The organism is Loktanella fryxellensis (genome assembly GCF_900110065.1).
Lineage (GTDB): Bacteria > Pseudomonadota > Alphaproteobacteria > Rhodobacterales > Rhodobacteraceae > Loktanella > Loktanella fryxellensis.
This window is the reverse complement of the sequence record NZ_FOCI01000002.1, coordinates 160,771-186,531: the sequence shown is the minus strand read 5'-3', so window position 1 is coordinate 186,531 and position 25,761 is coordinate 160,771. Positions and strand designations below refer to the sequence as shown.

Below are 25,761 nucleotides of genomic sequence, written 5' to 3'. Positions count from 1 at the left end.
CCCGGTCCATGCAATGGAAACCGCAACGACTGGGACTTGCGCCCGCGCATCATCTTGCCCGGCATACTCCCGCGCTGTCGACGTGTGCAGGGGGTGCCGCCCTCACGCCAGTCCCATCACCGGTTTCATCCGCAGCCCTGCCGCCTCCAGCGCGGTGGCGGCGATGTCCACCGCCGTCAGACCTGCCTCGGCATACATCGCCTCGGGGCTGGCCTGATCAATGTAGCGGTCTGGCAGCGTCATCGTCCGGACCTGACAGCGCCCGTCCAGCAGGCCATCGTTCGCCAGATCGTGCAGGACCATGGCCCCGAACCCGCCGCGCGATCCCTGTTCGACGCAGATCAGCGCCTTGTGGTGGCGCAGCAACTGCCGGATCAGGTCGCGGTCCAGCGGTTTGGCAAAGCGCGCATCCGCCAGCGTCGGCGTGACGCCCTGCGCCGTCATCAACGCGCACGCACGGCGGCATTCGCCCAGATGCGCCCCGAACGACAGGATCGCCACATCGGACCCCTCGACCAGCACGCGACCTTTGCCGATGGCGATGATCTCGCCCCGCTCCGGCAGGGTCACGGCATCCCCCGCCCCGCGCGGATAGCGGAAGGCGATGGGGCCCGCATCGTGGTCCGCCGCGGTGCGGACCATGTGCTGCAACTCGGCGGCGTCGCCAGCGGCCATCACCACCATGTTCGGCAGTGCGGTCAGAAACCCCACATCGAAGGCGCCCGCATGGGTCGCCCCGTCCTGCCCCACCAGCCCCGCGCGGTCGATCGCAAAGCGCACCGGCAGGTTCTGCAGCGCCACGTCGTGCACGATCTGGTCATAGCCGCGCTGCAGGAACGTCGAATAGATCGCAGCGAACGGCCGCAGGCCGCTGGCCGCCATCCCGGCGGCAAAGGTCACGCCGTGCTGTTCGGCAATGCCCACATCGAACACGCGGCCCGGAAACCGCGCCTGCATGATGTCGACACCGGTGCCCCCCGGCATCGCCGCCGTGACGGCCACGACGCGCGGATCACGCGTGGCCTCGCCCAGCAGTGCCTCGCCGAACACCTGCGTATAGCTCTTGGGGGCGGGCTTGCCTTTCGCTTGCACACCCGTCGCGGGATCGAACTTGCCGACCCCATGCCCACGGTCGGATGCGGTCTCTGCCGGGGCATAGCCCTTACCCTTGACCGTGCAGACATGGATCAGCACAGGCCCGGTCGCCCGCGTCCGTGCAGCGCGCAGCACCGGCAAGAGCTGCGTCAGATCGTGCCCGTCGATGGGACCGATGTAGGAAAATCCCAGCGCCTCGAACAGGCTGCCCTGACCGCCCGCCGCCACGCCCGTCACCAGCTGCCGTGCACGGCGCGCGTGATCGCGCAGGGGGCCTGGCAAGGCAGCCTCGAACCCTTCGGCCATGCGGTGCATCTGGCCGAGCGGCCCGGCATAGAGGCTGGAAAGGTATTTCGACATCGCGCCGACGGGCGGGGCAATGGACATCTCGTTGTCGTTCAGGATGACGAACAGGCGGCGCCCTTCGGCACCTGCGTTGTTCATCGCCTCGTACGCCATGCCCGCGCTGATCGCACCGTCGCCGATCACCGCGATGGCGTCGCCGGTGTCCATGCCCAGATCGCGCCCAACGGCGAACCCGAGTGCTGCCGAAATCGACGTGCTGGAATGGGCCGCGCCGAACGGATCGAACACGCTTTCGCTGCGCTTGGTGAAGCCGGACAGACCACCCTCCTGCCGCAGCGTCAGCATCCGGTCGCGACGGCCCGTCAGGATCTTGTGCGGATAGCACTGGTGGCCCACGTCCCAGACCAGCTTGTCGCGCGGCGTGTCGAAGACGGCATGGATCGCCACCGCCAGTTCCACGACACCCAGCGACGACCCCAGATGCCCGCCGGTGACGGCCACACTTTCGATGACGCTGTTGCGCACGTCCGCCGCGACACCGGCCAGTGCGGCGTCGGTCATCTGCCGCAGATCGGCGGTGTCGGTCACGCGGTCGAGGAAGGGGGTCGGTGTCATGGCAGCCTCTGCGGATGAGAATGAAAAAGGCGCCGCACCGGGTTCACACCCTTTGCGACGCCTTGTCCCGTAGCCAACGGGCAGGAACGGAATGCCACATGCCGTGAAGCGGGCATTCCATGACGGATCACCGGGAAGGGGCGACCCGACGGCGCAGGGTCCGGCGGCGGCATCGGGCCGCCGGACCCAAGGTGTCGTCAGACCGAAACGATCGGTCCGACGAAGGTCGTGTCGAGGAAGCTCAGCGGCGTCGGGTCCGGCGCCTGCTTGCTTTCCTCGGGCAGGGCCCGGCCGATGGCGGCGATCACGGCGATGGTCAGCCAGATCCCCAGAACCACGATGGCCGCATAGCCCGCGCCCTTCAGCATCAGGATCGTGACGTCGCCGGTCAGGCGGGCCTTTTCCGTCGCGCCGAGGATGTTGATCTTGTCGGTCATGTCTGTCTCTCCCTCAGTTCAGCGGGGCATAGCCATGGACCTGCGCCCAGGCGAACCAGTTGTCCACGACCGTGCCCGTCAGCAGGATTCCGATGCCACCCGTCAGCGGGGTCAGCACGGCGAACCACCATGCCCAGCGGTGGATACCCTCCATCGTGGCGTTGAAGCCCATGGTCCAGCGCCAGAACAGGGCCGCACGTTCCGTGGCGGTGCCACGGTCGACGATCTGCTCCAGCTCGCGGTCGCCGCCGAACCGGCTGACGGCCAGGATGGTCGCGCCATGCATGGCGAACAGCAGGGCCGAGCCATAGAGGAACACGATCGAGAGGGCGTGGAACGGGTTGTAGAACAGGTTTCCGTAGGTGATGGAAAACAGGTTCGTCCAGTCGAGGTGCGGGAAGATGCCGTAGGGCACGGCCTCGCTCCACGATCCCATCAGGATCGGCCGGAACAGGCCCAGCACGAAGATCAGCCACAGCAGCGAGGCGAAGGCCCAGCTGACGTGATGGCCCATGCCCAGCGCCGTGGCGCGGGTATAGGTGCGGATCCACCAGGCCGAACACCCGATCAGGAAGAAGAAGCTGGCGATCAGCCACCAGCCGCCCTCGTCCAGCGGCGCAAACCCCAGACCGTATTCCGACGACGGCGGATCCAGCGACAGCCACGCAAGGTCGCGCAGGAAGATCGCCGGCGACCAGCCGACCTGCTGCCAGAACGTCATGCCGATGATGACGAACCAGGTGGCAAATCCGACGACCGCGATCAGGCCGTAAGGACCCAGGTGGACAGGCCCGACCTGTGCGTTGCCGAAGATGCCCGCCAGCTTCGAGAAGGTCGCGGATTTCGTCCGCTCGAAGTTGGTGGTGGCGTCTGCGGCGACCCCCATTTCGAGGGGCCCCTGCACCTGGACCTGCGTGAAGATATTTTGATATTCAGCCATTTTTCATCCCTCCGATCACAGATCCACCCACCACGGCAGCTCGTAGTACCAATCCCACCAGACGATCCATTCCTGGAACCAGATGGTGCCCGAAATCACGATGCAGACCGCCGACCAGAAGCCCGCCATCAGCGCCAGGAACAGGCCCAGACGGTGGATGCCGAGCGGCCCGATCGAATAGCCGATCAGATCGCGGAAGTAGGTGTCTTCGTGATCCGGCGATTTGACTTCGTCACCCTTGCGGGCCGGGTTCATCGCCGACAGGATCAGCGACCCGTGCAGCGCCAGCGCCAGCGCCGTGATCCAGAAGAAGCTGATCGCGATCATGTGGGCCGGGTTGTAGTGGAAGTTGCCATAGGCGTAGCCCACGTTGTTGACCCAATCGAGGTGGCTGAAAATGCCATAGGGGAAACCATGACCCCACGCGCCCATCAGCACCGGACGGATCACCACAAGCGTGACATAGGCAAAGATCGCCACGCCGAAGGCGAAGGGCACGTGATAGCCGATCCCCAGCTTGCGACAGATCTCGACCTCCCGCATCATCCAGCCGACGAAGGCGAAGATCGCGCAGATCGTGATGATCTGCCACAGCCCACCTTCCAGCAGCGGTGCGGCCCCGAGGCCGACCTCGAGCGCGGGCGGGTCGATGCTGATCAGCCACGGGTTCCATGTCGGACCCTGGCTGGCGCCGTAGAATATCAAAACCGTGCCGAGCACGGAAAAAAAGAACGTCACGACCCCGAAGAAGCCGACGTAGAACGGCCCCACCCAGAAGTCGAACAGGTCGCCGCCGATCAGTGTCCCGCCGCGGACCCGGTATTTTCTCTCGAAGCTGAGCTGTGCCATCTTCCCCTCATTCCATCAAAGGACAGGCCAAAGCCCCTGTCCGGCCCCCAAGTGCTAGGCCACCTTTCGTCGCGGGCGGTCTGTCGTCGAGTTGTCGTCAAGTGCCGCGGCCGGGCTCCCCGCCCGCCCGCAGCAATGCTGTCACGCGGGTGCGCGTTACTCGACCACTGCGGCCATGTCGGGACCGAATGCGAGGTTGAACCAGTTGGTCTCCGGGTTGGAGAGCAGGACCAGGTGGATCATCACGGCCAGCAGGAACAGGAACACGCCCTGTGCCACGAAGACGCGGCGCGGATCGAAGATGAGCCAGATTTTATAGAACTGTGCCATTGTGACGTTCCTTCCTTACCAGCTGAACCAAGGCAGTTTGATGTACGTCAGGATGTGCGCCACCACGGCAACTGCCGTGAAGATCGCGAATCCGCTCATGTAGACCGAGTGCAGCTCTTGAGCCTGCTCGTCCGACAGTCCGGTGAAGGACAGGTCACTCTTGTCAGCCATTGTTTTGTCTCCAAAATTTGAACTGAGACCGCGCTACCCGCGGCCGGGTCGTGACGGAGGCGCATCCCCCGCCTTTGTCTTCGCCGCCTTTTGGGACAGGCGAAATCGTCACCCCCGTGCGGCACGGTGATGCCGCCGGGGGAATGGGGTCACGCCGTGAAGATGTGCGGTGTGATGATGCGGGCTTGGGTCCACGCGCTGGCGACGGGGCCTTTCTCGGGGATCTCCATGCGGCGTGCCGCCTTCAGCGCCCACATCAGCAGGCACAGCGGCAGGGTCGCCGCGAAGATCAGGGCAAAATAGACGTAGAATTCGCGCCGGGAGGCCGTGCCGCTGCGGCGCAGGATCGGGGCGTCCGTTGTGAAATCGCTCATGGTGTTCCTCCTGTCGTGGGTTGAAGCGTGGCGACGGTGGCAAGTGCCACCCGGTCGCATCCGGTGTCGCGCGCGGTCTTTTCAGCCGCGTCGCGCAATGATTTCGCCGCAGAGATGCGGGTCAGGATCGGGTGGCTCGCCACGATCCGGTCCAGCGCCGCCTGCGCATCCGCATCCCACGGCAGTTGCCGCAGACCGGCCAGCGTCGGCGGGGCCGCATCCATGTCGCTGCCCAATGGCAGGATGTGGAATAGCGCGTCGAACAGGCCGTTGCACACCTCTTGCAGCAGATAGGTGGCACCGGCGTAGCCCATGAACGGCGTGCCGGTGTGCCTGCGGATCGCGGCACCGGGAAAGCTGGCGGGAATGAAGGCGGGCGCGGGTCCGAAGCCCTTCTTCATCTCGGCCATGTACATCTTTTCGTTGATCGACCCCATGACGATCAGCGGCCGCTTGGCGTGCATCAGGGCGCGGACGCTCTCGTTGTCGGTCTTCTGACCGCGGGTGCGGGCCACGGCAAAGGCGCAAGGAAAGCCGAGGTCGTCTTCCAGATACTTGCGGATGCCCCGCGTGTAGGTTTCCGACGCCACGATGGCGAATTCGCAGGTGGCGAAGAAATCCTGCGTCACCGAGCGCCACAGATCCCAGATCGGCTTCAGGGTGGAATGCTTCTCGGTCTCGATGAACGGCTCCGGGTCGAGGCCCAGCAGATCGCCCAGCGTGCGCAGAAAGGCGGTGGTCTGGTCGATGCCGATGGGCGCCTGCAGATAGGGCTTGCCCAGCACCTCGCACAGCCCGCGACCGAATTCGCGGTACATGCAGATGTTCACGTCCGCATTCACCAGATTGCGCATCTCGGCCAGGTGGGCGCCCAGCGGCATCACCATGTTGACCTCTGCACCGATCCCCTCGACCAGACGCCGGATCTCGGCGAGGTCGGACGGCATGTTGAACGTGCCGTACATGGGGCCGAGGATGTTGACGCGCGGGGCATCGCCCGCCTCGCGCTTCTTCTCGGGCGGCATCCGGCCCTTGGTCTGGCCGAACTCGGTAAAGATCCAGGTCATCGCGCGGTCGGCACTTTCCCACTGATCCTCGTCGATGGTGCGCGGCAGGAAGCGCTGAATGTTCGTGCCCATGGGTGTCACGCCACCACCGATCATCTCGGCGATGGACCCTGTCACGACGACGGCGGGCAGCGCGGGGTCCAGCACGTCCCAGGCGCGTTTCATCGCGGCCTCGGTGCCCTCGCCCATCTCGGTCTCGCCCAGTCCGGTCACCACGATGGGCAGCTCGTGCGGCGGCAGACCGTCGGTATAATGCAGGACAGATGTCACTGGCAGGTTTTCGCATCCGACCGGACCGTCGATAACGACCTGCAGACCTTTTACCGCGCAAAAGGCATAGACCGCGCCCCAGTATCCGCCCGCGCGGTCGTGGTCGATCACTAGCATGACGCAACCCCCTGCTTCTTCTGGTCGGAAATATCCCGGGGTCCGGGGCAGAGCCCCGAAAGGGGCGGGCGGGCGGGGCCCGCCGCCACCCGATGAACAAACATACCCGTCATATCATCTGCTCCGCCGCCGCCGCACGGGCCTGCTTGTCCAGCTTCTTCTGGTGCTGGGCGCGGAAATCGGGGCGCAGGTTCGGCGCACCGGACCAGACACCGGCGGTGTCGCCACGGCCCACCCCGTCGAAGAATCCGCGCATCTTGTCCATCCGGTCGCGCCCGCCCATGGCGGCGCGGACGACCTGCTGCAGGCTGCCTGCCCCCGCAGGCCCCATCAGCGGCCGGGCCGAGATCAGGTTCGTGAAATAGAGCGCCGGGATGCCCAGCTCCTTGCCGCGCTGCACCAGCGGCGTGGTGCCGATGGCCAGATCGGGGCGGACCCCTTCCATCACCGACAGATCATCCTCGAGCGACGCGCGGAACTTCACGGTCACGCCACGCGCGCGCAGCCAGTCCGCGTCGACGGCGGACCACGGCGTCTTAGGCAGGGCGGTGCCCACGTAAGGCACATCCGCGCCGCTTTCGATCAGTAGGCGCGCGACCAGCAGCTCCGACCCTTCATAGCCCGACACGGTGATCGTGCCGTCGATCCGGGCCCCCGCAAGGGCCGCCTTGATCGCTGGCAGGAACGCATTCTGTGCTGCGGCGATACGCTCGGCGCCGACGTTGCAGGCGGCCCCGATCGCGGCCAGCCAGTCGGCGGTCCCCTCGACACCGACCGGGGCAGAGCCCACGACGGCGCGGCCTGCAGCGTGGAATTCACGCACGCTGGCGGTGTAGAACGGGTGGATCGCGGCGGCGACCTGACAATCGAGGGCGGCATAAAGCTCGCGCCATTCGCGGGTCGGCACGACGGGACCGGCGGCCAGACCCATGGGGGCCAGCATCGCGCCGATCATCATGGGGTCGGCGGGAAACATCTCGCCCAGCAGGGCGACGGTGGGCAGATCGCCCTTGGCTGTGGCGGGGCGGGCGACGGGGCCGGCCTCGGCCTCCAGCCGCGCGTAATTCAGCATGGCCCCGGCCAGCACGTCCTTGGCCTCGGCGTGGGTGGGGATGCCGAAGCCCGGCACGTCGATGCCGACGATCCGCACGCCGTTGATATCCTTGGGCAACAGGCGCAGCGGCACGCCGCTGGCGGTCGGCACGCAGAGGTTGGTGACCACGATGGCGTCATACTTTTCCGGATCGGCCATGGTGTGGACGCTCTCGCGGATGTCCTCGAACAGCTTGCCGGTGACGAGGGATTCCGAGTTGAACGGCACATAGCCCACGGACCGGCGTGCACCGTAGAAATGCGACACGAAGGTCAGGCCATAGACGCAGCAGGCGGAGCCCGACAGGATCGTCGCCACACGCTTCATCCGCAGGCCCACACGCAGGCTGCCGAAGGCGGGGCACATGGATTGCGGCTGATCATGCGGACCCTTGGGATAGTCGCGGGCGAACTGGTCCAGCAGGTCGGACTGACCGGCGGCGCGGGCGGCGGCGTCGAGTTCGCCCTTGGAGGTGCACAGACCGGCCGTCGCTGGGGGCGCTGCCCCCGCAGGCAAGCCTGCTCCCCCGGGATATTTTTCACCAGAAGAAGCCGGGGACGCGGTCACGAGGACCGTGCCATCCGCATCCTTGCTGACGTGAAAGCCCTCACGCGTCATCGTATATGACCTCGAGGCTGGCTTTCGGGGTGCCATGCTTGCCGCGCATGTCCACATCGGTGGCGGGCACGAGTTGATAGTCGCCGCCGGTGTCCTTGGCGTCGAACAGGCCGAGCAGGCCGTCCTGATCCAAAGGCGTGGGGCGGACGGGCGGCGCGATGCCGACGGCTTCGGCCAGGTCCTGGAACATCTGGCCCCACTGCGACGCGTGGGTGCCGACGATCTGGTAGTTCGCGGACTTCTTGCGCAGGTCGTCGTCCTGCGGAATCGCCGACAGCACGGGAATCTTGACGGCCTTGGCGAACGCCTGCGCCTCGCCCGACCCATCGTCCTTGTTGATGACGAGGCCAGCGACGCCGACGTTGCCGCCCATCTTGCGGAAATATTCCACCGCAGAGCAGACGTTGTTGGCGACATAGAGCGACTGCAGGTCGTTGGAGGCGACGAGGATCACCTTTTGCGCCATGTCCCGCGCGATCGGCAGGCCGAAACCGCCGCAGACCACGTCGCCCAGAAAGTCGAGCAGGACATAGTCGAAGTCCCAGTCGTGGAAGCCCAGCTTCTCCAGCAGCTCGAAGCCGTGGATGATGCCGCGACCGCCGCAGCCGCGACCGACCTCGGGTCCGCCGAGTTCCATCGCGAAGACGCCGCCACGCTTGAAGCAGACGTCGCCGATGGCGACTTCCTCACCGGCCAGCTTCTTGCGGGACGAAGTTTCGATGATCGTGGGGCACGCCTTGCCGCCAAACAGCAGCGACGTGGTGTCGGATTTCGGATCGCAGCCGATCAGCAGCACGCGCTTGCCCATCTCGGCCATCATGTGGCTGAGGTTGGCGAGGGTGAAGGATTTGCCGATGCCGCCCTTGCCGTAGATCGCGATGATCTGCGTCTTGGACGTGGGCGCACCCTGCGGCACTTCGAGGGTCGGCTCTGCCGCAGCCTCGTCGCGCAGCGCCTTGTCGTAATCGCGCAGGTTCGGGACTTCGTCTTTCATGCGGCATTCCAATCAAGGATCATTTTCAGGCAGGTCGTGTCGGTGAAGGCCGTGCGATAGGCCGCAGGGGCCTGCGTCGCCGGCATCGTGTGTGTGACGAGGTCGGCGAGGTTCAGATCGCCCGACATCACCAGCTCGCGGGTCGCCACCATGTCGGCGGGCTGCCATTCGGCGCTGACGCGAAACCGCGCCTCGCGCATGAAGGCGGGCGGAAAGGCAAAGCTGAGCGGTTCGGTATAGAAGCCCGCGAGCACGATCTCTCCGCCGCGCGCGAGGCGCCCGATCAGGTCGGGCAGCAGGGGGGACTGGCCGGACACGTCGTAGATCGAGGTGTAGTCGCGGCGGGTGTCGGTGGCGGGGTCGATCACGTCATAGCCGACGTTGCCGGTGCGACGGGTCGGGTCGATGTCCCAGACGGTCGGTGCGGGCGCGCCCGACAGCACCGTCAGGCGGGCCAGCAGGCGGCCCAGAGCGCCGTGACCCACGACGAGGTCCGGCACGGCCTTGCCCGGTCCGGCGATCGCGTGACGGGCGGTGGCGGCCAGCGCCAGCAGGGCCGCGGCAGAGCCAAGGGACGCGTCGATGCGCGTCACGCGGGATGCGGGGGTCACGACGGTCCGTGCGGCAGCGCCGAACAGGCCGAACGCGCCGTCATAGCAGTTCGCACCGGGCACGAAGACATGGGTGCCGACGGGAATGCCCGCGTCGGGGCCAGCCTCGACCACTTCGCCGGCGGCTTCGTAACCAGGGACCAGCGGGAACCCCATGCCAGGGAATGGCGGCATCGCGCCGGACCAGAACAGTTTTTCGGTGCCGGTCGAGATGCCGGAATGGTGGATCTGCACCACGACATCGCCACGGCCAGGGGCCTGCAGGCCGACCTTCGCCAGATCGAGCTGCCCCGGTGCGGTCAGGAGTACGGCGGTGGTGTGCATGGTGTCTCCCCTCCCTGGTGCGGCGCCAGTCCGGCGTCTGTATGTGTAAGTCTAGCTAGACAGCTTATAATGTCAACGTGAATAGACAGATTGCAGAGCGTGATCCGCGACTGTGTCAGTGGCGTGTCGCCGTCAGCACCGTGGTGATGGCCGGACGCGCACCTGCAGGCGAAAAGATCTGCACGAAACCAGCCTGCCCCAGCAGCGTGCCGATCTGCGCAGCAGACCGCGCGCGCCCCGTGCGCATCGCCATGCAGTAGAGCGCGAAATAGGCGTCGCCCGCCCGGGTCGGCGCAGCGCCGCCCGTCATCGGCTCTGAGATCACGAGACGTCCGCCCGGCGGCAGCGCAGCATGGACGCGCGCCAGCAGGGCGGCGACGGTGGCGTCGGCATGGTCGTAGAAGACGCGCACGAGGGTGATGGTATCGGCGCCCACAGGCAGGTCCGCGTCGCGAAACGAACCGGCACGAATCGTCGTGCGTGGCGTCAGACCTGCGGCGGCAAAGCGGTCCGCGGCCGCCGGGGCGACGGCCGGCAGATCGAACAGCGTCAGCCGCGGATGCGCTTGTGCCAGCCCGAGGGCGGTCAGGAATGCGCCGGTCCCGCCGCCCACGTCCATGACGTGCTGGCTGCGGGTCCAGTCCACCGCGGCGATCGTGTCTGCGGCGACCAGCGCCTGACTGTCGGCCATCAAGGCGGAATAAGTCGCGGTCACGCCCGGATCGGTCGCACCGCCAGCACCGAAGACATAGGGCCAGAAATCGGCCAGCTCCGTCCGCACCTGCCCGCGAAAGAACGCGACCGGATCGGACAGGTCGCGGTAAAGGACATCGTGATGCGCGATCATCCCCTGCAGGCCGGGCACCCCCGCCAGCGCCGCGCCGCGCACGGTCAGCGACCAGTGATCGCGGATCTGCTTGACCAGACCAAGGGACGCCGCGGCATTCAGCAGAACGGTCATCCGGTCGACGGGCATGGCCGCACGGGCGGCCAGCGTGGCGGTGCCGGCGGTCGCGTCAAGCAGTTGCGCGGGGATGTGGAGGCGCACCAGCGCCAGCAGCACCTGACTGTGACAAAATCCGGCCACCAGATCGAACATGGCGTCCCCCTCGCGCCGCACGATACGGCGGAGCAGCGGCAGACGCGCGGCACGCGCCTGGAATGCGGGGTCGGCGACAAGCCGGATCAGGCGCTGGCGCAGGGTCATGCGCTGTACGGCGGGGATCGGGGCGGCGATGTCGGTCATTCGCCGGGGATGGCCGTGCGCGCCACGGCTGGCACCAGACGGTCCGCATAGGTGCGCACCATCTGCGCCAAAGCCGCCTCGCCGGGGCAGGCGGGAATCGAGGAGATGGCCGCACTCAGCACATCGTCGAATCGTGCCACCGCGCCGTGGATGCCCAGTTGCGCCACCGCGTTGGGACGCCCGTGCAGGTCGTCCTGCCCGGCGGGCTTGCCCAGTTCGGCGTCGTCGCACAGCGCGTCGCGCAGATCGTCGGCGACCTGAAAGGCCTCGCCGATGCGGTCGCCGAGTTCCGCCCAAGGTGCGCCGTCCTGCCCTGCGGCGATGGCCCCCATCTGCGTCGCCGCAATGAACAGGGCGCCAGTCTTGGCGCGGTGATAGGCGGCGAGGTCGATCTCGGCCTCCCCCTCCCAGCCCTGACCGGCGCAGATGCCGAACGGCATGCCGGTCCGGGTCGCCAGCACGTCGATCAGCGCCATGGCGCGGTCGGGGGCCAGATGTGCGGCACGGGCAAGCACCTGAAATCCCATCACGATCAGACTGTCGCCCGTCAACACCGCAATGGGCTGGCCAAAGGCGCGGTGCACCGCAGGCTTGCCGCGACGGGTGTCGGCGTCGTCGAAACATGGCAGGTCGTCATGCACGAGGCTGGCACAATGGATGACCTCCAGCGCGGCGGCCGCGGCATCGGAAAGCGCCGGGCGGTCGTCGCCGCAGGCCATGGCCACCGACAGCAGGATCGTCGGCCTGATCCGCGCCCCGCCCGGCGTCACCGCATAATGCAGGGCCGCCGACAGACGGGATGGCGCCGGATGGGCCTGCCCGATGCGCACGGCATGCGTGACCGCAAGGTCGATCCGGTCCGACAATCGCATGGCAAGCTCCTGCTTTCAGAAAGTGTCAATATTTTTGGACAATGCACTGTCAACTAGACTGGACACATCTGCCCGATGTGTCAACACTGGACATCAAGGAGGTGTCATGAGGACCAAGACTCGAATCGTGATCGTCGGTGCAGGCATCGGGGGGCTGAGTGCCGCCCTGCGGCTGGCCCATGCCGGATGCGATGTGACCGTCGTCGAACGACAGGCGGCACCGGGTGGCAAGATGCGTACCCTTCCGACCCTTGCGGGTCCCGTCGATGCAGGACCGACCGTCCTGACGATGTTGCCGGTGTTCGAGGCGCTCTTTGCCGATGTCGGCCTGACCCTGTCCGATCATGTCACCCTGCGGCGGCTCGCTACGCTGGCGCGCCACTATTGGAGCGATGGCTCCACCTTCGATCTGATGGCCGATCCCGACGAGAGTGCAGCGCGGATCGCTGCCGCCTTCGGGGGATCCAGCGCCGACGACTTCCGCCGTTTCAGTACCCGCGCCGCACGCCTGATGGCCGCGTTCGAAGGGCCGATGATGCAGTCCCCTACGCCGTCACAGACGCGGCTGGCGCTGCAGGTGATGCGCCAACCCCGCCTGCTGGCCGACATGGCGCCGCACCAGACGTTGGCGCAGCTTGCGACCGCGTCGTTCCGCGAACCGCGTCTGGCGCAACTCTTTGCCCGCTATGCCACCTATGTCGGCGGCAGGCCCGCGGCCGCACCTGCCCTGCTGTCGCTGATCTGGGACGCCGAGGCACGCGGCGTCTGGACGGTGGACGGCGGCATGCACGCACTGGCTGCCACCGTCGCGCGCCTTGCAGCCGGGTTCGGCGCGCACCTGCGGTATGACACGACGGTCACGCAGATCGTCCGGCAGGGCGACCGCGTCACCGGCATCGACACCGACGCGGGCCGGATCGACGCCGACATGGTGCTGTTCAACGGCGATCCAGCCGCATTGCACGACGGGCTGCTGGGACAGGCCGCCCGCCCCGCCGTGCCGCACAAGGCCGTGTTCCCGCGCAGCCTGTCCGCGCATGTCGCCAGTTTCGCCGCCGTGCCCACGGGGGTGGCCCTGGCGCATCACACGGTCTTTTTCGCCGACAAGGCCGAGGCGGAATTCGACGCGATCGTCAAAGGCGGCATCCCGCAGGATGCCACGCTCTACATCTGCGCGCAGGACGCCGCCGCCGCCCCCGGCGCGCTGCAGCGGTTCGAGATCATCCGCAACGCAGCCCCGCTCTCTTCCGACACACCGCCCGAGGAATTCTCATGCCAATCCCTGATCTTCGACCGCCTGCGCCGCTTCGGCCTGACCTTCTCTCCGGGACCGGTGACGGTGACGGGACCGGCGGACTTCGCGGCGCTGTTCCCGGGCAGTCGGGGGTCGCTCTACGGACGGTCGCCGCAGGGTCTGACATCGGCGCTGCAGCGTCCGCTCGCGCGGACGGCGGTGCCAGGCCTCTATCTGTGCGGGGGCGGGGCGCATCCGGGGGCGGGGGTGCCGATGGCGACACTCTCCGGCCAGCATGCGGCCGCGGCGATGCTGCAGGACCTCGCTTCGACACGGCCGTCCCGCCGGACGGCTATGCGTGGTGGTATGTCGACGGCATCAGTGACGACGGTCTTCGGGCGATCTCGGTCATAGGGTTCGTCGGATCGGTGTTCAGCCCGTGGTATGCGTGGTCGGGGCGGCGCGATCCCGCGAACCACTGCTGTTTTAACGTGGCCACATACGGTCCCGGCGGGCGGTTCACGATGACCGACCGGGGGCGGCAAGCCCTGCACCGGACCGCCGACACCCTGCTCATCGGCCCGTCGCAGATGCACTGGACCGGTCGCGACCTAGTCATCACCATCGACGAGGTCAGCGGCCCGCCGGTGATCGGTCGCGTGCGCGGCACGATCACCCTGACGCCGCAGGCGGTGACCGGCGCGGAACTGTTGCTGACGCCGGACGGGGCCCACGTCTGGCGGCCCTTCGCCCCCGTCGCGCGCATCGCCGTGGATCTGGAGGCGAAGGGCTGGCAATGGTCCGGCCACGGCTATCACGACGCCAACTTCGGCACCCGCGCGCTCGAAGTGGATTTCGACCGCTGGACCTGGGGCCGCTATCCCACCGCCACGGGGGCCACGGTGTTCTATGACGCGGTGCGCCGCGACGGCAGCACGCTCGACACCGCGATCGCGTTCGGCCCGGATGGCAGCGCCAGTCTTACCACGGCGCCGGCAAACACCGACTTCGCCGCGACCGGCTGGCGCATCCGCCGCGCCACCCGCGCCGACCCGGGCACGACACCGCGGCAGGTCATGGCGATGCTCGATGCCCCGTTCTACAGTCGGTCCGCCGTGCAGACGGTACTGGATGGCGAAACCGTCACCGGCGTTCACGAGGCGCTGGACCTGACCCGGTTCCGCAACCCGGTGGTCAAGGCGATGCTGACAGCCCGCGTCCCTCGCCGCAGCCGGTGGCCGCATCCGCTGACGTAACGACCGGCCTCTTGCGGATCATCTTGCCCGCGATACTCCGGGGGTGGCGCGGCACGCGCCGGGGGCTGCATCCCCCTGCCCCGCCCCCGGACGCTCAGTTGCCCAGCGTCACCACATCGCCGCCCGCCGCCTCTGCATCGGCGGCATCGTGGGTGACCATCAGCACCGGCAGCGCCCGCGCCCGTGCGCGGGCGAAGACCATCTCGCGGACCTGCGCGCGCAGCACGGTGTCGAGGCGACCGAACGCCTCGTCCAGCAACAGCGTGCAGGGGTCGGCCAGCAGCATCCGCATCAGGGCGACCCGCGCCTTCTGGCCGCCCGACAGGGTGGCGGGGTCGCGGTCGGCGAAGCCTGCCAGATCGACCTCTTCTAGCGCCTGCGCGACGCGCGCGCGCCGCGCCGCCCGGTCGCCGCCCGGGGCCAGCCCGAACATCAGGTTCGCGCCCACCGACAGGTGCGGGAACAACAGATCGTCCTGGAACAGGATGCCGACCCTGCGGTCGTGCGGCGGCAGCCGCGTGATGTCGCGTCCGTCCAGCAGGACCCGGCCCGTGCAGGCGAACGCGTTTGGCAGCGTGCCCGTCACGACCGACAGCAGCGTCGATTTGCCGACGCCGGACGGACCCATCACGGTCAGCACCTGTCCCGGCGCGATATGGCGGTCGAGTGCCACCAGCGGGACGCCGCCCTTTGTGATCGCGATGCGGTCCAGCGTCAGACCCTTAACCATGTTGCAGCCCCCTGCGGTTGCGCCAGACCAGCGCGGGTATCATCAGGGCCAGCGCAAAAGGGATCAACGCGGCCCCCGTCTGCATCAGGCCGAAGACAGCGATCGCCTTGCGGTCGCCGCCGGACGACAGGGCCACAGCCTCGGTCGTCAAGGTGGCGACGTGACCGCCACCGATCAGCAGCGTGGCGAGGTATTGCCCGACGCTGACCGAAAGACCGACCGCCGCTGCCGTCAGGACAGGTCGCAGCAGCATCGGCAGCCGCACCCGCCACAGCACGCCGTCGGGGCCGGCCCCCAGTGCCGCCGCCACCGCGCCGTTGCGCGCATCCCATGCCCGGAACGGGTCGGCCAGCGACAGGAACACATAGGGCAGCACGAACACCAGATGCGCCAGCATCACCGGCGCGCGCCCCACATCGGCACCGACGCCCAACAACAGCCCTTGCAATCCCGGCAAGAACGCCGTCTGCGGCACCAGCAGCGGCAGATAAAGCAGCCATAGCCCCCGCTGCGTCAGCCGCCGCCCATGCCTCACCTCGGCCTCCAGACAGCCGATGGTCAGCACCAGCGCTGCGGCGGTGACGACGCCTGCGATCAGCGCCGTCTCTCCGACGGCGGCCAGCACGTCGTCACCCTGCCGCATCCATGTCCGCAGGGTGAACCCCTCGGGCAGCGCATCCGGGAATCCCCAGAAACCGGCCACGCTCCACACCGCGAGCACCGCCAGCCCCAGCAGGATCGACAAGGCGGCCACGCCGGCCCCCGCCAGCGCTGCGCCGCGCACCGCAGCGTCGCGCACGCCCCGGTGGCCGCTGGCGATCCAGCGCAGGCCAAGGTGCGCCACCGCGATTTCGCCCAGCCGCCAAGCCACCAGCGCCCCCACCACCAGCCCCAGCTGCAGCAGGGCCGCCGCCGAAGCGAGCAGGCGCGCCGAAAAATCCGGCTCGCCCATCCAGCGCACGATCTGCACCGACAGCGGCGGCGGCGTTCCGGGGCCGAGGATCAGCGCCACGTCCACCACGCTCATGCCATAGGCGAGCACCACATAGACCGGCAGGCGGATCTGCGCATAGACGCGCGGGAACACGGTCTTGAGCCAGCCGGTCGTGCGCCCATAGCCCAGCGCCGCGGCGACGGCCCCCGCGCGCCGGGTGTCGGCCTGCGCCAGCGCCGCCAGCGTCATGAGCAACAGGAACGGCACCTCCTTGGCTACCAGGCCCGCCATCAGCGCCAACCCGAGGGGATCGTTCACGATCAGCCAATCCGGTGGCTGGTCCCATCCGGTCAACCCCGGCGAGATCAGCCGCGCGATCCAGCCCGACGGCGCGATCAGGAACGCCAGCCCGAACGCCGCCGCCGCATGCGGCACGCTCAGCAGCGGCGACAGCAGGCGTTCCAGCGCGGCGAAGGCGCGCGTGCCGGACCAGCCCGCGACCAGCAGCACGACCAGCGCGAGCGCGATCAGCGTCGTGCCGAAGCCCGTGGTGACCGACAGCATCACGGCGCGCGGCAGGCCCGGCCAGTCGCCCAGCGCCCGGAACGCGTCGAGGTTCGGCCCCGTCAGCCCCGCGCCTGGCAGGTGGCCGAAGGCCGCGCGCACGGTGCCCCACAGTCCTGCGACGACGGGACCGAGCATGACCAGCAGGGTCAGCGCCGGAACGATCGGCAGCAGCCTCATGTCAGGAAGGCCACGTCATGGCACGATGCAGGGATCAAGCTGACACGGTAAATCAGGGTAATCGGCTTCTTTATGGCAAGGCAGGACGCCATATCCGACAGACCGCCTTGCCAAACGGCTTACTGGGCTACACCGTAGCGGGTGTCCCAGTCCGCCGCGATGCGGGTCATCCAGCTGGGGTGTGGTTCGTCCTGCACGGTGCCGAGTTCCTCCGGCGACAGGGTGGCGATGCCCAGATCCAGCGCGTCGAACAGGGCACGCTGGTCGGCATCCAGCGTGTCCAGCGCCAATACCGTGCTATAACCCAGCAGGTTCGGATCCTGCGCGCGGGCCTGCGCCTCTGGCGACAGCAGGGCGTTGGCTATGACCATCGCCCCTTCAACGCTGCCGGAGTTGTAGGGGATCGCCACGAAGCTCGCGTTGCCGATCGTGCCCTTGTCCAGCACGAAGGTGCGCACCGTGTCAGGCAGTTCGTCGTTGGCGATCGCCGCCGTCGCCGCACCGGGGCTGAACGAGATCGACAGGTCGATCTCTCCGTCCGCGATCAGCGGGAACATGGCGGTGCCGGTGGCCGGATAGGCGCGCCCCTCGCGCCACAGGGTCGGCGACAGCGCGTCGAGATAGTCCCACAGCGGGGCGGTGACCTCGGCGTAGGTTTCATCGGTGGCGGGTTCCTGCAGGACGGAAGGGTCGTCCAGCAGATCGACCAGCACCTGTTTCAGGAACGTGGTGCCCAGAAAGTCCGGCGGCTGCGGATACGTGAACCGTCCGGGATTGGCGGTGGACCATTCAAGGATCGCCTGCATCGACCCGAGCGGTTCCAGATCGGCACTGTCGTAGTCGAAAACGACCTGCGCCATGGCCCAGGGACTCTCGTAGCCCACGGTGGGGATGGTGAAGTCGGTCTGCACGGTCTTGCCGGCGGTATCGACGTATTGCCAGTTCGGCAGCGCCTCGGCGAAGGGGCCGAACAGCAGGCCCGCCTCCTTCATCGCGGCAAAGTTCGGGCCGTTGATCCAGATCATGTCGATGGCGCCGTCGGTGTCGGTGCCCGCCTGCTTTTCGGCAACCACGCGGGTGACCGCGTCGGCGGTGTCGGTCAGCTTGACGTGTTCCAGCGTGACGCCGTTCTCTTCGGCCACCTTGTCGGCGATCCATGCGATGAAATCGTTGGTCTGTGTGGACCCGCCCCAGGCGTTCCAATAGACGGTCTGGCCGCGGGCAGCCGCCGTGACGGCATCCCAATCGGTGGGATCGGTCTGGGCCAGCGTGGCGGTGGGCAGCGCGAGCGCTGCGAGCAGGGCGAAGGACCGCATGGGTATACCTTTCATGTGAACAACTTGGACGCACCATAGAGGCGCAGGGTGGCGGTAAGGTAGCAGAGCGCGCCGAAGACCCAGGCCAACGGGGCGAAGGCGGCGGGAAACAGGCAGAGGGCCACGAAGAGGAGGATCGTCTCGGTCCCCTCCAACAGGCCGTTGGAGTAGTAGAGCGATTTGATCCCCTGCGCCTGCGTGGTGATCCCCCGCTTTTCCGCGAGGATTGCATAGCCGAGGAAGGACGTGCCGTTGAAGTAGAACGCGGCCAGCAGAAAGGCGGCTGGCAGGGCGTTGACGGGATCGAGCACGGCAAAGGCCAGCGGCACCGCACCGTAGAAGGCGAAGTCGCACGCGATGTCGAGATAGCCGCCGAAGTCGGTGCCATGGCTCGCGCGCGCCACCGCCCCGTCAAGGCCGTCCGCCAGACGGCTCGCCAGCAGCGGGAGCAGCGCCAGCAGCGGTTGGCCCAGCGCGATGGTCAGTGCGGCGATAAGGCCGAGGGCGAGGCCCAGCAGGGTCACGCCGTTCGCGGTCCAGCCACGCGCCGCGAGGACCGCACCGAGGCGGTTCAACGGCGGGTCGATCAGGCGGCGGGCGGAACGGTCGAGCATGTGGCGATCCTAGCGATGACGTCGTTGTGACCGAGCGGGAGGCACAGCGCAATCCGGGCCACGGCAACGTGAGGCGGTTGCAATGGCCGGCAGTTATCGCATCGAGGGTGCTGGGGGGCCAGCCCCCCCCCCGGCGCAGCACGCGCCGCCCCCCGGAGTATTTGCGGCAAGATGAGGGGCGGGATGGGACGCCCCACGGCGGCGATGGCAGTCCGGGTGCGGCAGGCGGTGCGGTGCAAGGCCGTGTCAGTTGGACAGTCCGGCATACGCGGGGTCGCACGCGGCCTGCCCCGCGATCCACAGGGCGAGGCGCTGTTGCAAAGTGCCGATCAGGTCCGTCATGTGCAGGGCCGTGGTCGTGTCGGTCAGCTGCCAGCCCTGTCCCTCGTCACCGAAGGTCACGCAGGACCCGGCGGGCAGGCGTGCAACGAAGAACCAGACGATCGCACCATCGCCGCGCAGGCTGCGGTGCTGCCAGATCACGTCGGCGGGGGTCAGGGTCAGCCCCACCTCCTCGCGTGTTTCGCGCTGGACGGTCTGGAACGGCGTCTCGGCCCCTTCGCGCCTGCCGCCGGGAAAATCCCACTGGCCGGGCCACGGGATATCGGGGCGATCGTTGCGCTGGATCAGCAACAGCCGCCGACCAAGAAACAGCGCGACCTTGGCCCCGTCGAAACCCGACGGGTCCTGCGTTGCCGTCGTCATGCGCACCCCCTAGATTGATCCCATGCCCAGCCTTTGCCGCGATTGCCTGACAACACACGACACAGGTCGGCGCTGCCCGGCCTGCGGCAGTCCCCGCATGACCAGCCACCCAGAGCTCTTCGATCTGACCATCGCGCACATGGACTGCGACGCATTCTATGCGAGCGTGGAAAAGCGCGACAACCCGGAACTGGCCGACAAGCCAGTCATCATCGGCGGCGGACGGCGCGGGGTCGTATCGACCGCCTGCTACGTCGCCCGCATCCGCGGCGTGAAATCGGCCATGCCGATGTTCCAGGCGCTGAAGCTGTGCCCCGATGCGGTCATCGTGAAGCCGCGGTTCGACGCCTATGTGGCCGCGTCCCGCGCGATCCGGGCGATGATGGACGACCTGACGCCGGTGGTCGAGCCGCTCAGCCTCGACGAGGCGTTCCTCGACATGACCGGCACCGCGCGACTGCACGGCGCGCCGCCCGCCGTCATGCTGGCGCGGCTGGTCAAGCGGATGAAGGACGAGTTGGGGCTGACAGGCTCCATCGGATTGTCCCACAACAAGTTTCTGGCCAAGGTCGCATCCGATCTGGACAAGCCGCGCGGCTTTTCCATCATCGGGCAGGCCGAAACGACGGAATTCCTGCGGCCCCGCTCCGTCCGGTTGATCTGGGGCATCGGCGAAGTCGGTCAGGACAGTCTGGCGCAGGCGGGCATCCGCACCTTCGACGATCTGCTGCGCTGGGACCGGCGCGATCTGAACGACCGTTTCGGCGGCATGGGCGACCGGCTGTGGCAGTTGGCGCGCGGACAGGACGGGCGGCGCATCAGCGCCCACGTGCCTGTGCGCGGATTGTCGAACGAGACGACGTTCCATGCGGACACGGGCGATGTCGACATCCTCGACGGGCATATCTGGCGCATGGCGGAAAAGGTCAGCGCGCGGGCCAAGGCCAAGGATCTGGCGGGGCGCGTCGTGACGCTGAAGCTGAAGCGCAGTGATCACGGGCTGATCACGCGCAGGCACGCCCTGCGGCATCCCACGCAGATCGCCGACACCATCTATCGCACGGCACGCGCCCTGTTCGATGCGGCCGCCCCGCACCCCACCTATCGGTTGCTGGGCGTCGGCATCTCGGAGTTGACGGGTGCGCATCTGGCGGACCCCAGCGGCGACCTCTTGGATCCGCAGGCGGACCGGCGGGTGGCGGCAGAGCGCGCTGCGGACGCGATCCGGCAGCGGTTCGGTGCCGACGCGATCATCAAGGGGCGCGCGCTGCGCTAGGCATCAAGGGGCGCGCGCTGCGCTAGGCATCAAGGGGCGCGCGCTGCGCTAGGCATCAAGGGGCGCGCGCTGCGCTGAGCCGCGCGCCCCAAGTCAGCTTAGAACGGAAAGAACAGCGGGATGGCAAGGACGCTTGCGGCCCCCACGATCACGTTCATCGGGATCCCGATCTTGAGGAAATCGCTGAACCGATAGTCGCCGGCACCGTAGACCAGCGTGTTGGTCTGATAGCCGATCGGCGTCGCAAAGCTGGCGGATGCCCCGAACATCACGGCCACGACGAACGGCCGCGGGTCGAAGCCCGCCTGCGTCGCCAACCCCACCGCGATCGGCGTCAGGATCACCGCCACGGCAGAGTTCGTCACCATCTCGGTCAGGATCGAGGTCACCGCATAGAGCGCCGCCAGCAGCAGGATCGGCGGCAGACCGTCGAGGAACGGTGCAAGCGTTTCCACGATCAGTTGCACCGCGCCGGTTTGTTGCAGACCGATGCCCACGATCAGCATGGCAAAGATCAGCACGATGATCTGCGCGTCGATGGCACCCCACGCCTCGTCGCTGTCGATGCAACGCATCAGCAGGATGAAGGCGACGGCGACCAGAGCCAACACGGCGATGGGGGCCACATTGAAGGCGGCCAGCCCGATGACCGCCAGCAACGACACCAGCGCCAGTGGCGCACGCGCCCGTCGGTAGGCGCGGCCCTGCGACAGGCTGACCGTCATCAGGTCGCCCGCACTCGACAGTTGCTGGAACGCGCTCGGCGTCCCTTCCAGCAGCAGCGAATCGGCGGCGCGCAGAGTCACGGTCCGCAGGTCGGGGCCGATCTGGTGGCCGTGGCGATGCGCGCCAAGGACACGCATCCCGTGGCGCGTGCCCAGCGACATCTGGTCCAGCGTCTGACTGCCGCCGCGCCGCCCGGCGGTCACGACCGCCTCGGCGACCATCAGATCGCCGTCGGACACGCCGGTGGGCGCGGCACCGCGGCGATAGCCCACGACCAGACCCGTCGCCGCATGGAGCGTCAGCAACTCGGACATGGTGGCGCGCAGGATCACCTCGTCGCCCACCTTCAGCACGTGATCGGCCAGGTTGTCGCGGCGCAGGGTGCCGCCCTGCCGGATGCCCGTGACCTGCACGCCCGCATGGCCGAATGTGCCGATCTCGGGCACTGGCTTGTCGATGCCGGTGAACTTGTCCGTCACGCGCACCTCGGTCAGATAGGTGGTGTTGCGTTCATCCTCGCCATCGGTGTCGCCACCGCGCGCGGGCAGCAGCAGCGGCCCCAGCACGAGCAGGGCGACAAGGCCCGTGCCCACGACGACCGCACCGACCGGCGCGATCTCGAAGATCCCGAACGGCTCCAACCCCTGTTGCGTCGCCACGCCCGAAATCAGGATGTTCGTGGACGTGCCGATCAGCGTCAGCGTGCCGCCCATGATCGCCACATAGGACAGCGGAATAAGCAGGCGCGTGGGCGCCATGTCCAGCGACTGCGCCAGCCGGATCACGACGGGAATCAGCACCAGCACCACCGGCGTGTTGTTCACGAAGGCCGACCCGACCACCGTGGCGGTGACGAAGGCTGCGGCGGCCATCATGGGGCGTTTCTCGGCCAGACCCACGATGCCGTTCGACAACGCCTCCAGCAGGCCGGTCCGCACCAGCGCCCCGGACAGCACGAACATCGCGGCGATGGTGATCGGTGCTTCGTTCGAGAACGCGCCCAGCACCTGATCCGTGGGGGTCAGGCCCAGCACGATGAACACACCGGCAGCGACGGCGGCCGTCACCTCCGGCGGGTATTTTTCCCAGATGAAGGCGGCCAGCATCACAACGAGCAGCCCGAGGGCCACGAGCGGGGCCATGTCGGCGGAAATGAAATCGGTCATAGGATCCAGGATAAAGCTTTATTCGGCGGCGTGGGCCATGGCATCGGCACGGCCAGCAGCGGCGATGGTGGCGATCGCGCCATCCAGCACCCGCTGCAGGTCGTCGAAATCGTGTCGCTTGTCCAGCGTCGCCTCGTCCATGTAGAGGCTGCGGTCGATCTCGATCTGGACGGCATGTTGGCGGCGGGCAGGTCGGCCATAGGCCTGCGTGACGTAGGCGCCGGCGAACGGCATGTTGCGCACCACACGCAACCCGGCATCGGTCAGCGCCGCTTCGATCATGGCCACGACGGCGGCGCTGGCGGACGCGCCGAAGCGGTCGCCGATCACCACGTCGGGCCGCCGTCCGCCGACCTGCGACAGCGCCTCGCGCGGCATGGAGTGGCAGTCGATCAGAATCGCCTGACCATGATCCCGCCGCGCGGCGTCCATCAGCGCCTGCAACCGGTCGTGCCACGGCCGCCAGTGCGTCGTCAGGCGGCCATGTGCCTGTGCAAGGGATATCTTGCCACTGTAGATCGCCCGCCCGCCCGCCACGACGCGCGGAATGACGCCAAGGCCGCTGGCGACGCGCGGATTGTGCGGCAGGCGCGCGGCCCCTTCGATCAGGGCGGGGTCCAGCTCGTCCGGGGCGCGGTTGAAATCGACGAAGGCGCGCGGCGTGCGCGCGCTCAGCAAAGGTGCGCCGTGGTCGGGGGCCGTGCGGAACAGCTGGTCCACATACGCATCCTCGGACGACCGGATCGCATGGGGGTCCAGCCGCGCCTGCGCCAGAAACGCCTGCCCGTAATCGCTGCCGCTGTGGGGCGAGGCAAAGACGACACCCGTCGTGACGACGTGAGGCAGCCAGAGATCATAGGCGATATGGGTCATGCACGCTCCTGTCCTCGGTCATAGATAGCGCCTTTGCATTAAACTCCAAAAGCCCTTGATCCCCCCCGGTGATCCTTTTATAGACCGCCTACCCGACGCGGTTCTGCCCGCGCGACCGGCCTTTCCGGGGACGATGGCAGACAGCAAACGGCATGGATGATTAGCTCAGCGGTAGAGCACTTCGTTGACATCGAAGGGGTCACTGGTTCGATCCCAGTATCGTCCACCAGAATTCGCGGGGGCCCAAGGCGGCCCCCATATCGTTAACCCAAGGCGCAACCGCCGCGCCGCGACAAGAGGAGCCTTTCGACATGAAAGTGCGTAACTCCCTCCGCTCGCTCAAGCAGCGCCACCGCGATTGCCGCGTCGTGCGCCGCAAGGGCCGTGTCTATGTGATCAACAAGACGCAACCCCGGTTCAAGGCCCGTCAGGGCTGACACCCGGACTGGTTTCCAGATCAGGGCCGCGTTCCGCAAGGAACGCGGCCTTTTTCGTAGCGTAATGTCGACTGGCCGGGTTAATCTGGATCACATCGGTCACAGAAGGTTCCCCGATCATGCCAGCCTTGCGTCTGAAATCCATTTTCGTCGCCACCACCGCACTGACCCTGTCGGGACTGGCGGCGACCCCGTCGTTTGCGCAGGACATGGACTGCGGCGAAGCTGCATTGGGCGGTCAGTGGATTGGCGGCGATGCCGACGGGTCGGACGTGTCGGCACTGGACACCCATGCGGAACAGATGGCGCTGGTTCTGAACGGCAATGCCTATGTCGGCCTGTTCAGCATCGGTGAAGCCACGGATGTGCGCATCGAAGCCGCAGGGCGCGGTGCGGGCGATCCCACGATGACGCTGCTGGACAGCACCGGCGCGGAAGTGGCCAGCGACGACGATTCGGGCGGCAACGGGGCATCGCGCATCGAAACGGCGCTGGAACCCGGCACCTATTGCGCGGTCGTGCGCAGCTACGACGATTCGCCGATGACCGCCTTCGTCCGTGTCGGTCGCCCAGAGATGGAGGCGCTGACCACCGGCATGAACGACGCCGACGACGGCATGATCGACGATGGTGGGTCCGATGCGTCGCCAGAGGACATCGTCGCAGGCTGCGCCTCAGGCCGCGACCTTGGCGTGTTCACGACCGACGCCCTGACCTATACGGACAGCGCGGACGCGGCCCCCTATGCCCGGTTCAGCGTGACCGAACCGCGCGCGGTGTCGCTGACGGCGACCAATTCCAACGCCGACCCGGTCCTGACCCTGCGCGACATGAACGGGAACGAGATTGCCGCGAACGACGATTTCGACGGTCTCGATTCGCGCATCGATCAGACCATGCCGCTGGAGACGGGCGAATACTGCATCGGTCTGGATGCGATCAGCGACACGACGCTGCCGATCGACGTGGCCGTTCTGGCCTATGATCCGGCGGCGGCGCTCGCTGCACTCTATGACCGCGGCGAGGCGTCGCCGCCGCTGGACGGGTCGGTGGACATCACCGATCTGGGCGATCTGTCAGGTCGGCTGCGGCAGGATGTCGAGGCGACCGGCACGGCCAAGTGGTTCAGCGTGACGCTTGATACCCCCGGCCTGCTGCTGGTCGAGGCGATCGCCATCGGCACCGACGACGACCCCTGGCTGGCGATGTACGACGATCTGGGTCGCGAAGTGGCGTTCAACGACGACACCCCGCCGGGCACGAACGCGCAGATTGCCGAACGGACTCAGCCCGGCACATACCTGATTGCGCTGAAGCAGGTCGGCGACCGGGCCGGCATCGTGCGGCTGGTGATGGAACGCTTCGCCCCGGTCCCGTAACCTGCGCGTGTCACCAGTGCGAGCGTCCCCGCCCGGTCAGTC

The 25,761-nt window shown here is 67.6% G+C and carries 25 protein-coding genes and 1 tRNA gene; 6 read left to right on the top strand and 20 right to left on the bottom strand.

Features of this window, described 5'->3' with window-relative positions:
- Nucleotides 1-102: 102 nt before the first annotated feature.
- The 13 genes from dxs to BMX16_RS03220 all read right to left on the bottom strand — a co-directional run bounded on the left by dxs (nt 103) and on the right by BMX16_RS03220 (nt 12,329).
- A complete protein-coding gene (dxs, locus tag BMX16_RS03280; protein ID WP_089898664.1) occupies nt 103-2,016 on the bottom strand; it encodes a 1-deoxy-D-xylulose-5-phosphate synthase in 1,914 nt (637 codons plus the stop codon).
- A 197-nt stretch (nt 2,017-2,213) separates the two neighbouring features.
- Entirely contained in the window at nt 2,214-2,453 is a 240-nt protein-coding gene (pufX, locus tag BMX16_RS03275) for an RC-LH1 core complex protein PufX (protein WP_089898662.1), read from the bottom strand.
- A 13-nt stretch (nt 2,454-2,466) separates the two neighbouring features.
- Nucleotides 2,467-3,393: a photosynthetic reaction center subunit M gene (gene pufM / locus BMX16_RS03270; protein WP_089898660.1), complete on the bottom strand. Its 927-nt coding sequence runs from the start codon at nt 3,391-3,393 to the stop codon at nt 2,467-2,469.
- A gap of 15 nt (nt 3,394-3,408) precedes the next feature.
- On the bottom strand, nt 3,409-4,242 hold the full coding sequence (pufL, locus tag BMX16_RS03265) for a photosynthetic reaction center subunit L (RefSeq protein WP_089898658.1): 834 nt from the start codon (nt 4,240-4,242) through the stop codon (nt 3,409-3,411).
- A 156-nt stretch (nt 4,243-4,398) separates the two neighbouring features.
- Nucleotides 4,399-4,572, bottom strand: a complete 174-nt coding sequence (gene pufA / locus BMX16_RS03260; RefSeq protein ID WP_089898656.1) for a light-harvesting antenna LH1, alpha subunit — start codon at nt 4,570-4,572, stop codon at nt 4,399-4,401.
- 15 nt (nt 4,573-4,587) lie between these two features.
- A complete protein-coding gene (pufB, locus tag BMX16_RS03255; RefSeq protein ID WP_089898654.1) occupies nt 4,588-4,743 on the bottom strand; it encodes a light-harvesting antenna LH1, beta subunit in 156 nt (51 codons plus the stop codon).
- Between the two features lie 149 nt (nt 4,744-4,892).
- Nucleotides 4,893-5,117: a cytochrome PufQ gene (pufQ, locus tag BMX16_RS03250; protein WP_089898652.1), complete on the bottom strand. Its 225-nt coding sequence runs from the start codon at nt 5,115-5,117 to the stop codon at nt 4,893-4,895.
- Nucleotides 5,114-6,571, bottom strand: coding sequence for a chlorophyllide a reductase subunit Z (gene bchZ, locus BMX16_RS03245; protein WP_089898651.1), 1,458 nt, complete (start codon nt 6,569-6,571; stop codon nt 5,114-5,116). Before bchZ ends, pufQ begins: the two co-directional genes overlap by 4 nt.
- Before the next feature lie 109 nt (nt 6,572-6,680).
- Nucleotides 6,681-8,282, bottom strand: a complete 1,602-nt coding sequence (gene bchY, locus BMX16_RS03240; protein WP_089898649.1) for a chlorophyllide a reductase subunit Y — start codon at nt 8,280-8,282, stop codon at nt 6,681-6,683.
- Complete coding sequence (locus tag BMX16_RS03235) at nt 8,272-9,276, bottom strand: chlorophyllide a reductase iron protein subunit X (RefSeq protein WP_089898647.1); 1,005 nt, start codon at nt 9,274-9,276, stop codon at nt 8,272-8,274. Before BMX16_RS03235 ends, bchY begins: the two co-directional genes overlap by 11 nt.
- Entirely contained in the window at nt 9,273-10,211 is a 939-nt protein-coding gene (gene bchC / locus BMX16_RS03230) for a chlorophyll synthesis pathway protein BchC (protein ID WP_089898645.1), read from the bottom strand. The genes BMX16_RS03235 and bchC overlap by 4 nt, the downstream gene beginning before the upstream one ends.
- Nucleotides 10,212-10,326: 115 nt before the next feature.
- On the bottom strand, nt 10,327-11,457 hold the full coding sequence (locus BMX16_RS03225; RefSeq protein WP_089898643.1) for a methyltransferase: 1,131 nt from the start codon (nt 11,455-11,457) through the stop codon (nt 10,327-10,329).
- Nucleotides 11,454-12,329 carry a polyprenyl synthetase family protein gene (locus tag BMX16_RS03220; protein WP_089898641.1) on the bottom strand — a complete coding sequence of 292 codons (876 nt, stop codon included), beginning with the start codon at nt 12,327-12,329 and terminating at the stop codon, nt 11,454-11,456. The genes BMX16_RS03225 and BMX16_RS03220 overlap by 4 nt, the downstream gene beginning before the upstream one ends.
- Nucleotides 12,330-12,435: 106 nt before the next feature.
- On the opposite strand from BMX16_RS03220, the gene crtD reads away from it, so the two are divergent.
- Nucleotides 12,436-13,977, top strand: coding sequence for a 1-hydroxycarotenoid 3,4-desaturase CrtD (gene crtD / locus BMX16_RS03215; protein ID WP_089898639.1), 1,542 nt, complete (start codon nt 12,436-12,438; stop codon nt 13,975-13,977).
- Nucleotides 13,941-14,819 (top strand): carotenoid 1,2-hydratase, encoded by an 879-nt coding sequence (crtC, locus tag BMX16_RS03210; protein WP_089898719.1) that lies wholly within the window; start codon nt 13,941-13,943, stop codon nt 14,817-14,819. Before crtD ends, crtC begins: the two co-directional genes overlap by 37 nt.
- A gap of 94 nt (nt 14,820-14,913) precedes the next feature.
- On the opposite strand, the gene BMX16_RS03205 is transcribed toward crtC, so the two are convergent.
- The 5 genes from BMX16_RS03205 to BMX16_RS03185 all read right to left on the bottom strand — a co-directional run bounded on the left by BMX16_RS03205 (nt 14,914) and on the right by BMX16_RS03185 (nt 19,862).
- A complete protein-coding gene (locus tag BMX16_RS03205; protein ID WP_089898637.1) occupies nt 14,914-15,549 on the bottom strand; it encodes an ATP-binding cassette domain-containing protein in 636 nt (211 codons plus the stop codon).
- Entirely contained in the window at nt 15,542-17,227 is a 1,686-nt protein-coding gene (locus BMX16_RS03200) for an ABC transporter permease (protein WP_089898635.1), read from the bottom strand. The genes BMX16_RS03205 and BMX16_RS03200 overlap by 8 nt, the downstream gene beginning before the upstream one ends.
- 119 nt (nt 17,228-17,346) lie before the next feature.
- Nucleotides 17,347-18,543, bottom strand: coding sequence for an ABC transporter substrate-binding protein (locus tag BMX16_RS03195; RefSeq protein WP_089898634.1), 1,197 nt, complete (start codon nt 18,541-18,543; stop codon nt 17,347-17,349).
- An 11-nt stretch (nt 18,544-18,554) separates the two neighbouring features.
- On the bottom strand, nt 18,555-19,157 hold the full coding sequence (locus BMX16_RS03190; RefSeq protein WP_089898632.1) for a CDP-alcohol phosphatidyltransferase family protein: 603 nt from the start codon (nt 19,155-19,157) through the stop codon (nt 18,555-18,557).
- A gap of 246 nt (nt 19,158-19,403) precedes the next feature.
- The gene (locus BMX16_RS03185) at nt 19,404-19,862 is read right to left on the bottom strand and encodes an NUDIX domain-containing protein (RefSeq protein WP_089898630.1); all 459 of its coding nucleotides are present in this window, start codon (nt 19,860-19,862) and stop codon (nt 19,404-19,406) included.
- Between the two features lie 22 nt (nt 19,863-19,884).
- On the opposite strand from BMX16_RS03185, the gene BMX16_RS03180 reads away from it, so the two are divergent.
- On the top strand, nt 19,885-21,138 hold the full coding sequence (locus BMX16_RS03180) for a DNA polymerase IV (RefSeq protein WP_089898628.1): 1,254 nt from the start codon (nt 19,885-19,887) through the stop codon (nt 21,136-21,138).
- A gap of 98 nt (nt 21,139-21,236) precedes the next feature.
- Here the strand turns inward: BMX16_RS03180 and BMX16_RS03175 are convergent, their stop codons facing one another.
- Both BMX16_RS03175 and BMX16_RS03170 read right to left on the bottom strand, forming a co-directional pair.
- The gene (locus BMX16_RS03175) at nt 21,237-23,030 is read right to left on the bottom strand and encodes an SLC13 family permease (protein ID WP_089898626.1); all 1,794 of its coding nucleotides are present in this window, start codon (nt 23,028-23,030) and stop codon (nt 21,237-21,239) included.
- An 18-nt stretch (nt 23,031-23,048) separates the two neighbouring features.
- Nucleotides 23,049-23,903, bottom strand: coding sequence for an N-formylglutamate amidohydrolase (locus BMX16_RS03170; RefSeq protein WP_089898624.1), 855 nt, complete (start codon nt 23,901-23,903; stop codon nt 23,049-23,051).
- A gap of 154 nt (nt 23,904-24,057) precedes the next feature.
- On the opposite strand from BMX16_RS03170, the gene BMX16_RS03165 reads away from it, so the two are divergent.
- The 3 genes from BMX16_RS03165 (at nt 24,058) to BMX16_RS03155 (ending at nt 25,719) form a co-directional block, all read left to right on the top strand.
- Nucleotides 24,058-24,132 (top strand) — tRNA-Val (locus BMX16_RS03165).
- Nucleotides 24,133-24,214: 82 nt separating this feature from the next.
- Nucleotides 24,215-24,340, top strand: a complete 126-nt coding sequence (gene ykgO, locus BMX16_RS03160) for a type B 50S ribosomal protein L36 (protein WP_072857948.1) — start codon at nt 24,215-24,217, stop codon at nt 24,338-24,340.
- A 119-nt stretch (nt 24,341-24,459) separates the two neighbouring features.
- A complete protein-coding gene (locus BMX16_RS03155) occupies nt 24,460-25,719 on the top strand; it encodes a DVUA0089 family protein (RefSeq protein ID WP_089898622.1) in 1,260 nt (419 codons plus the stop codon).
- Nucleotides 25,720-25,761: the final 42 nt, after the last annotated feature.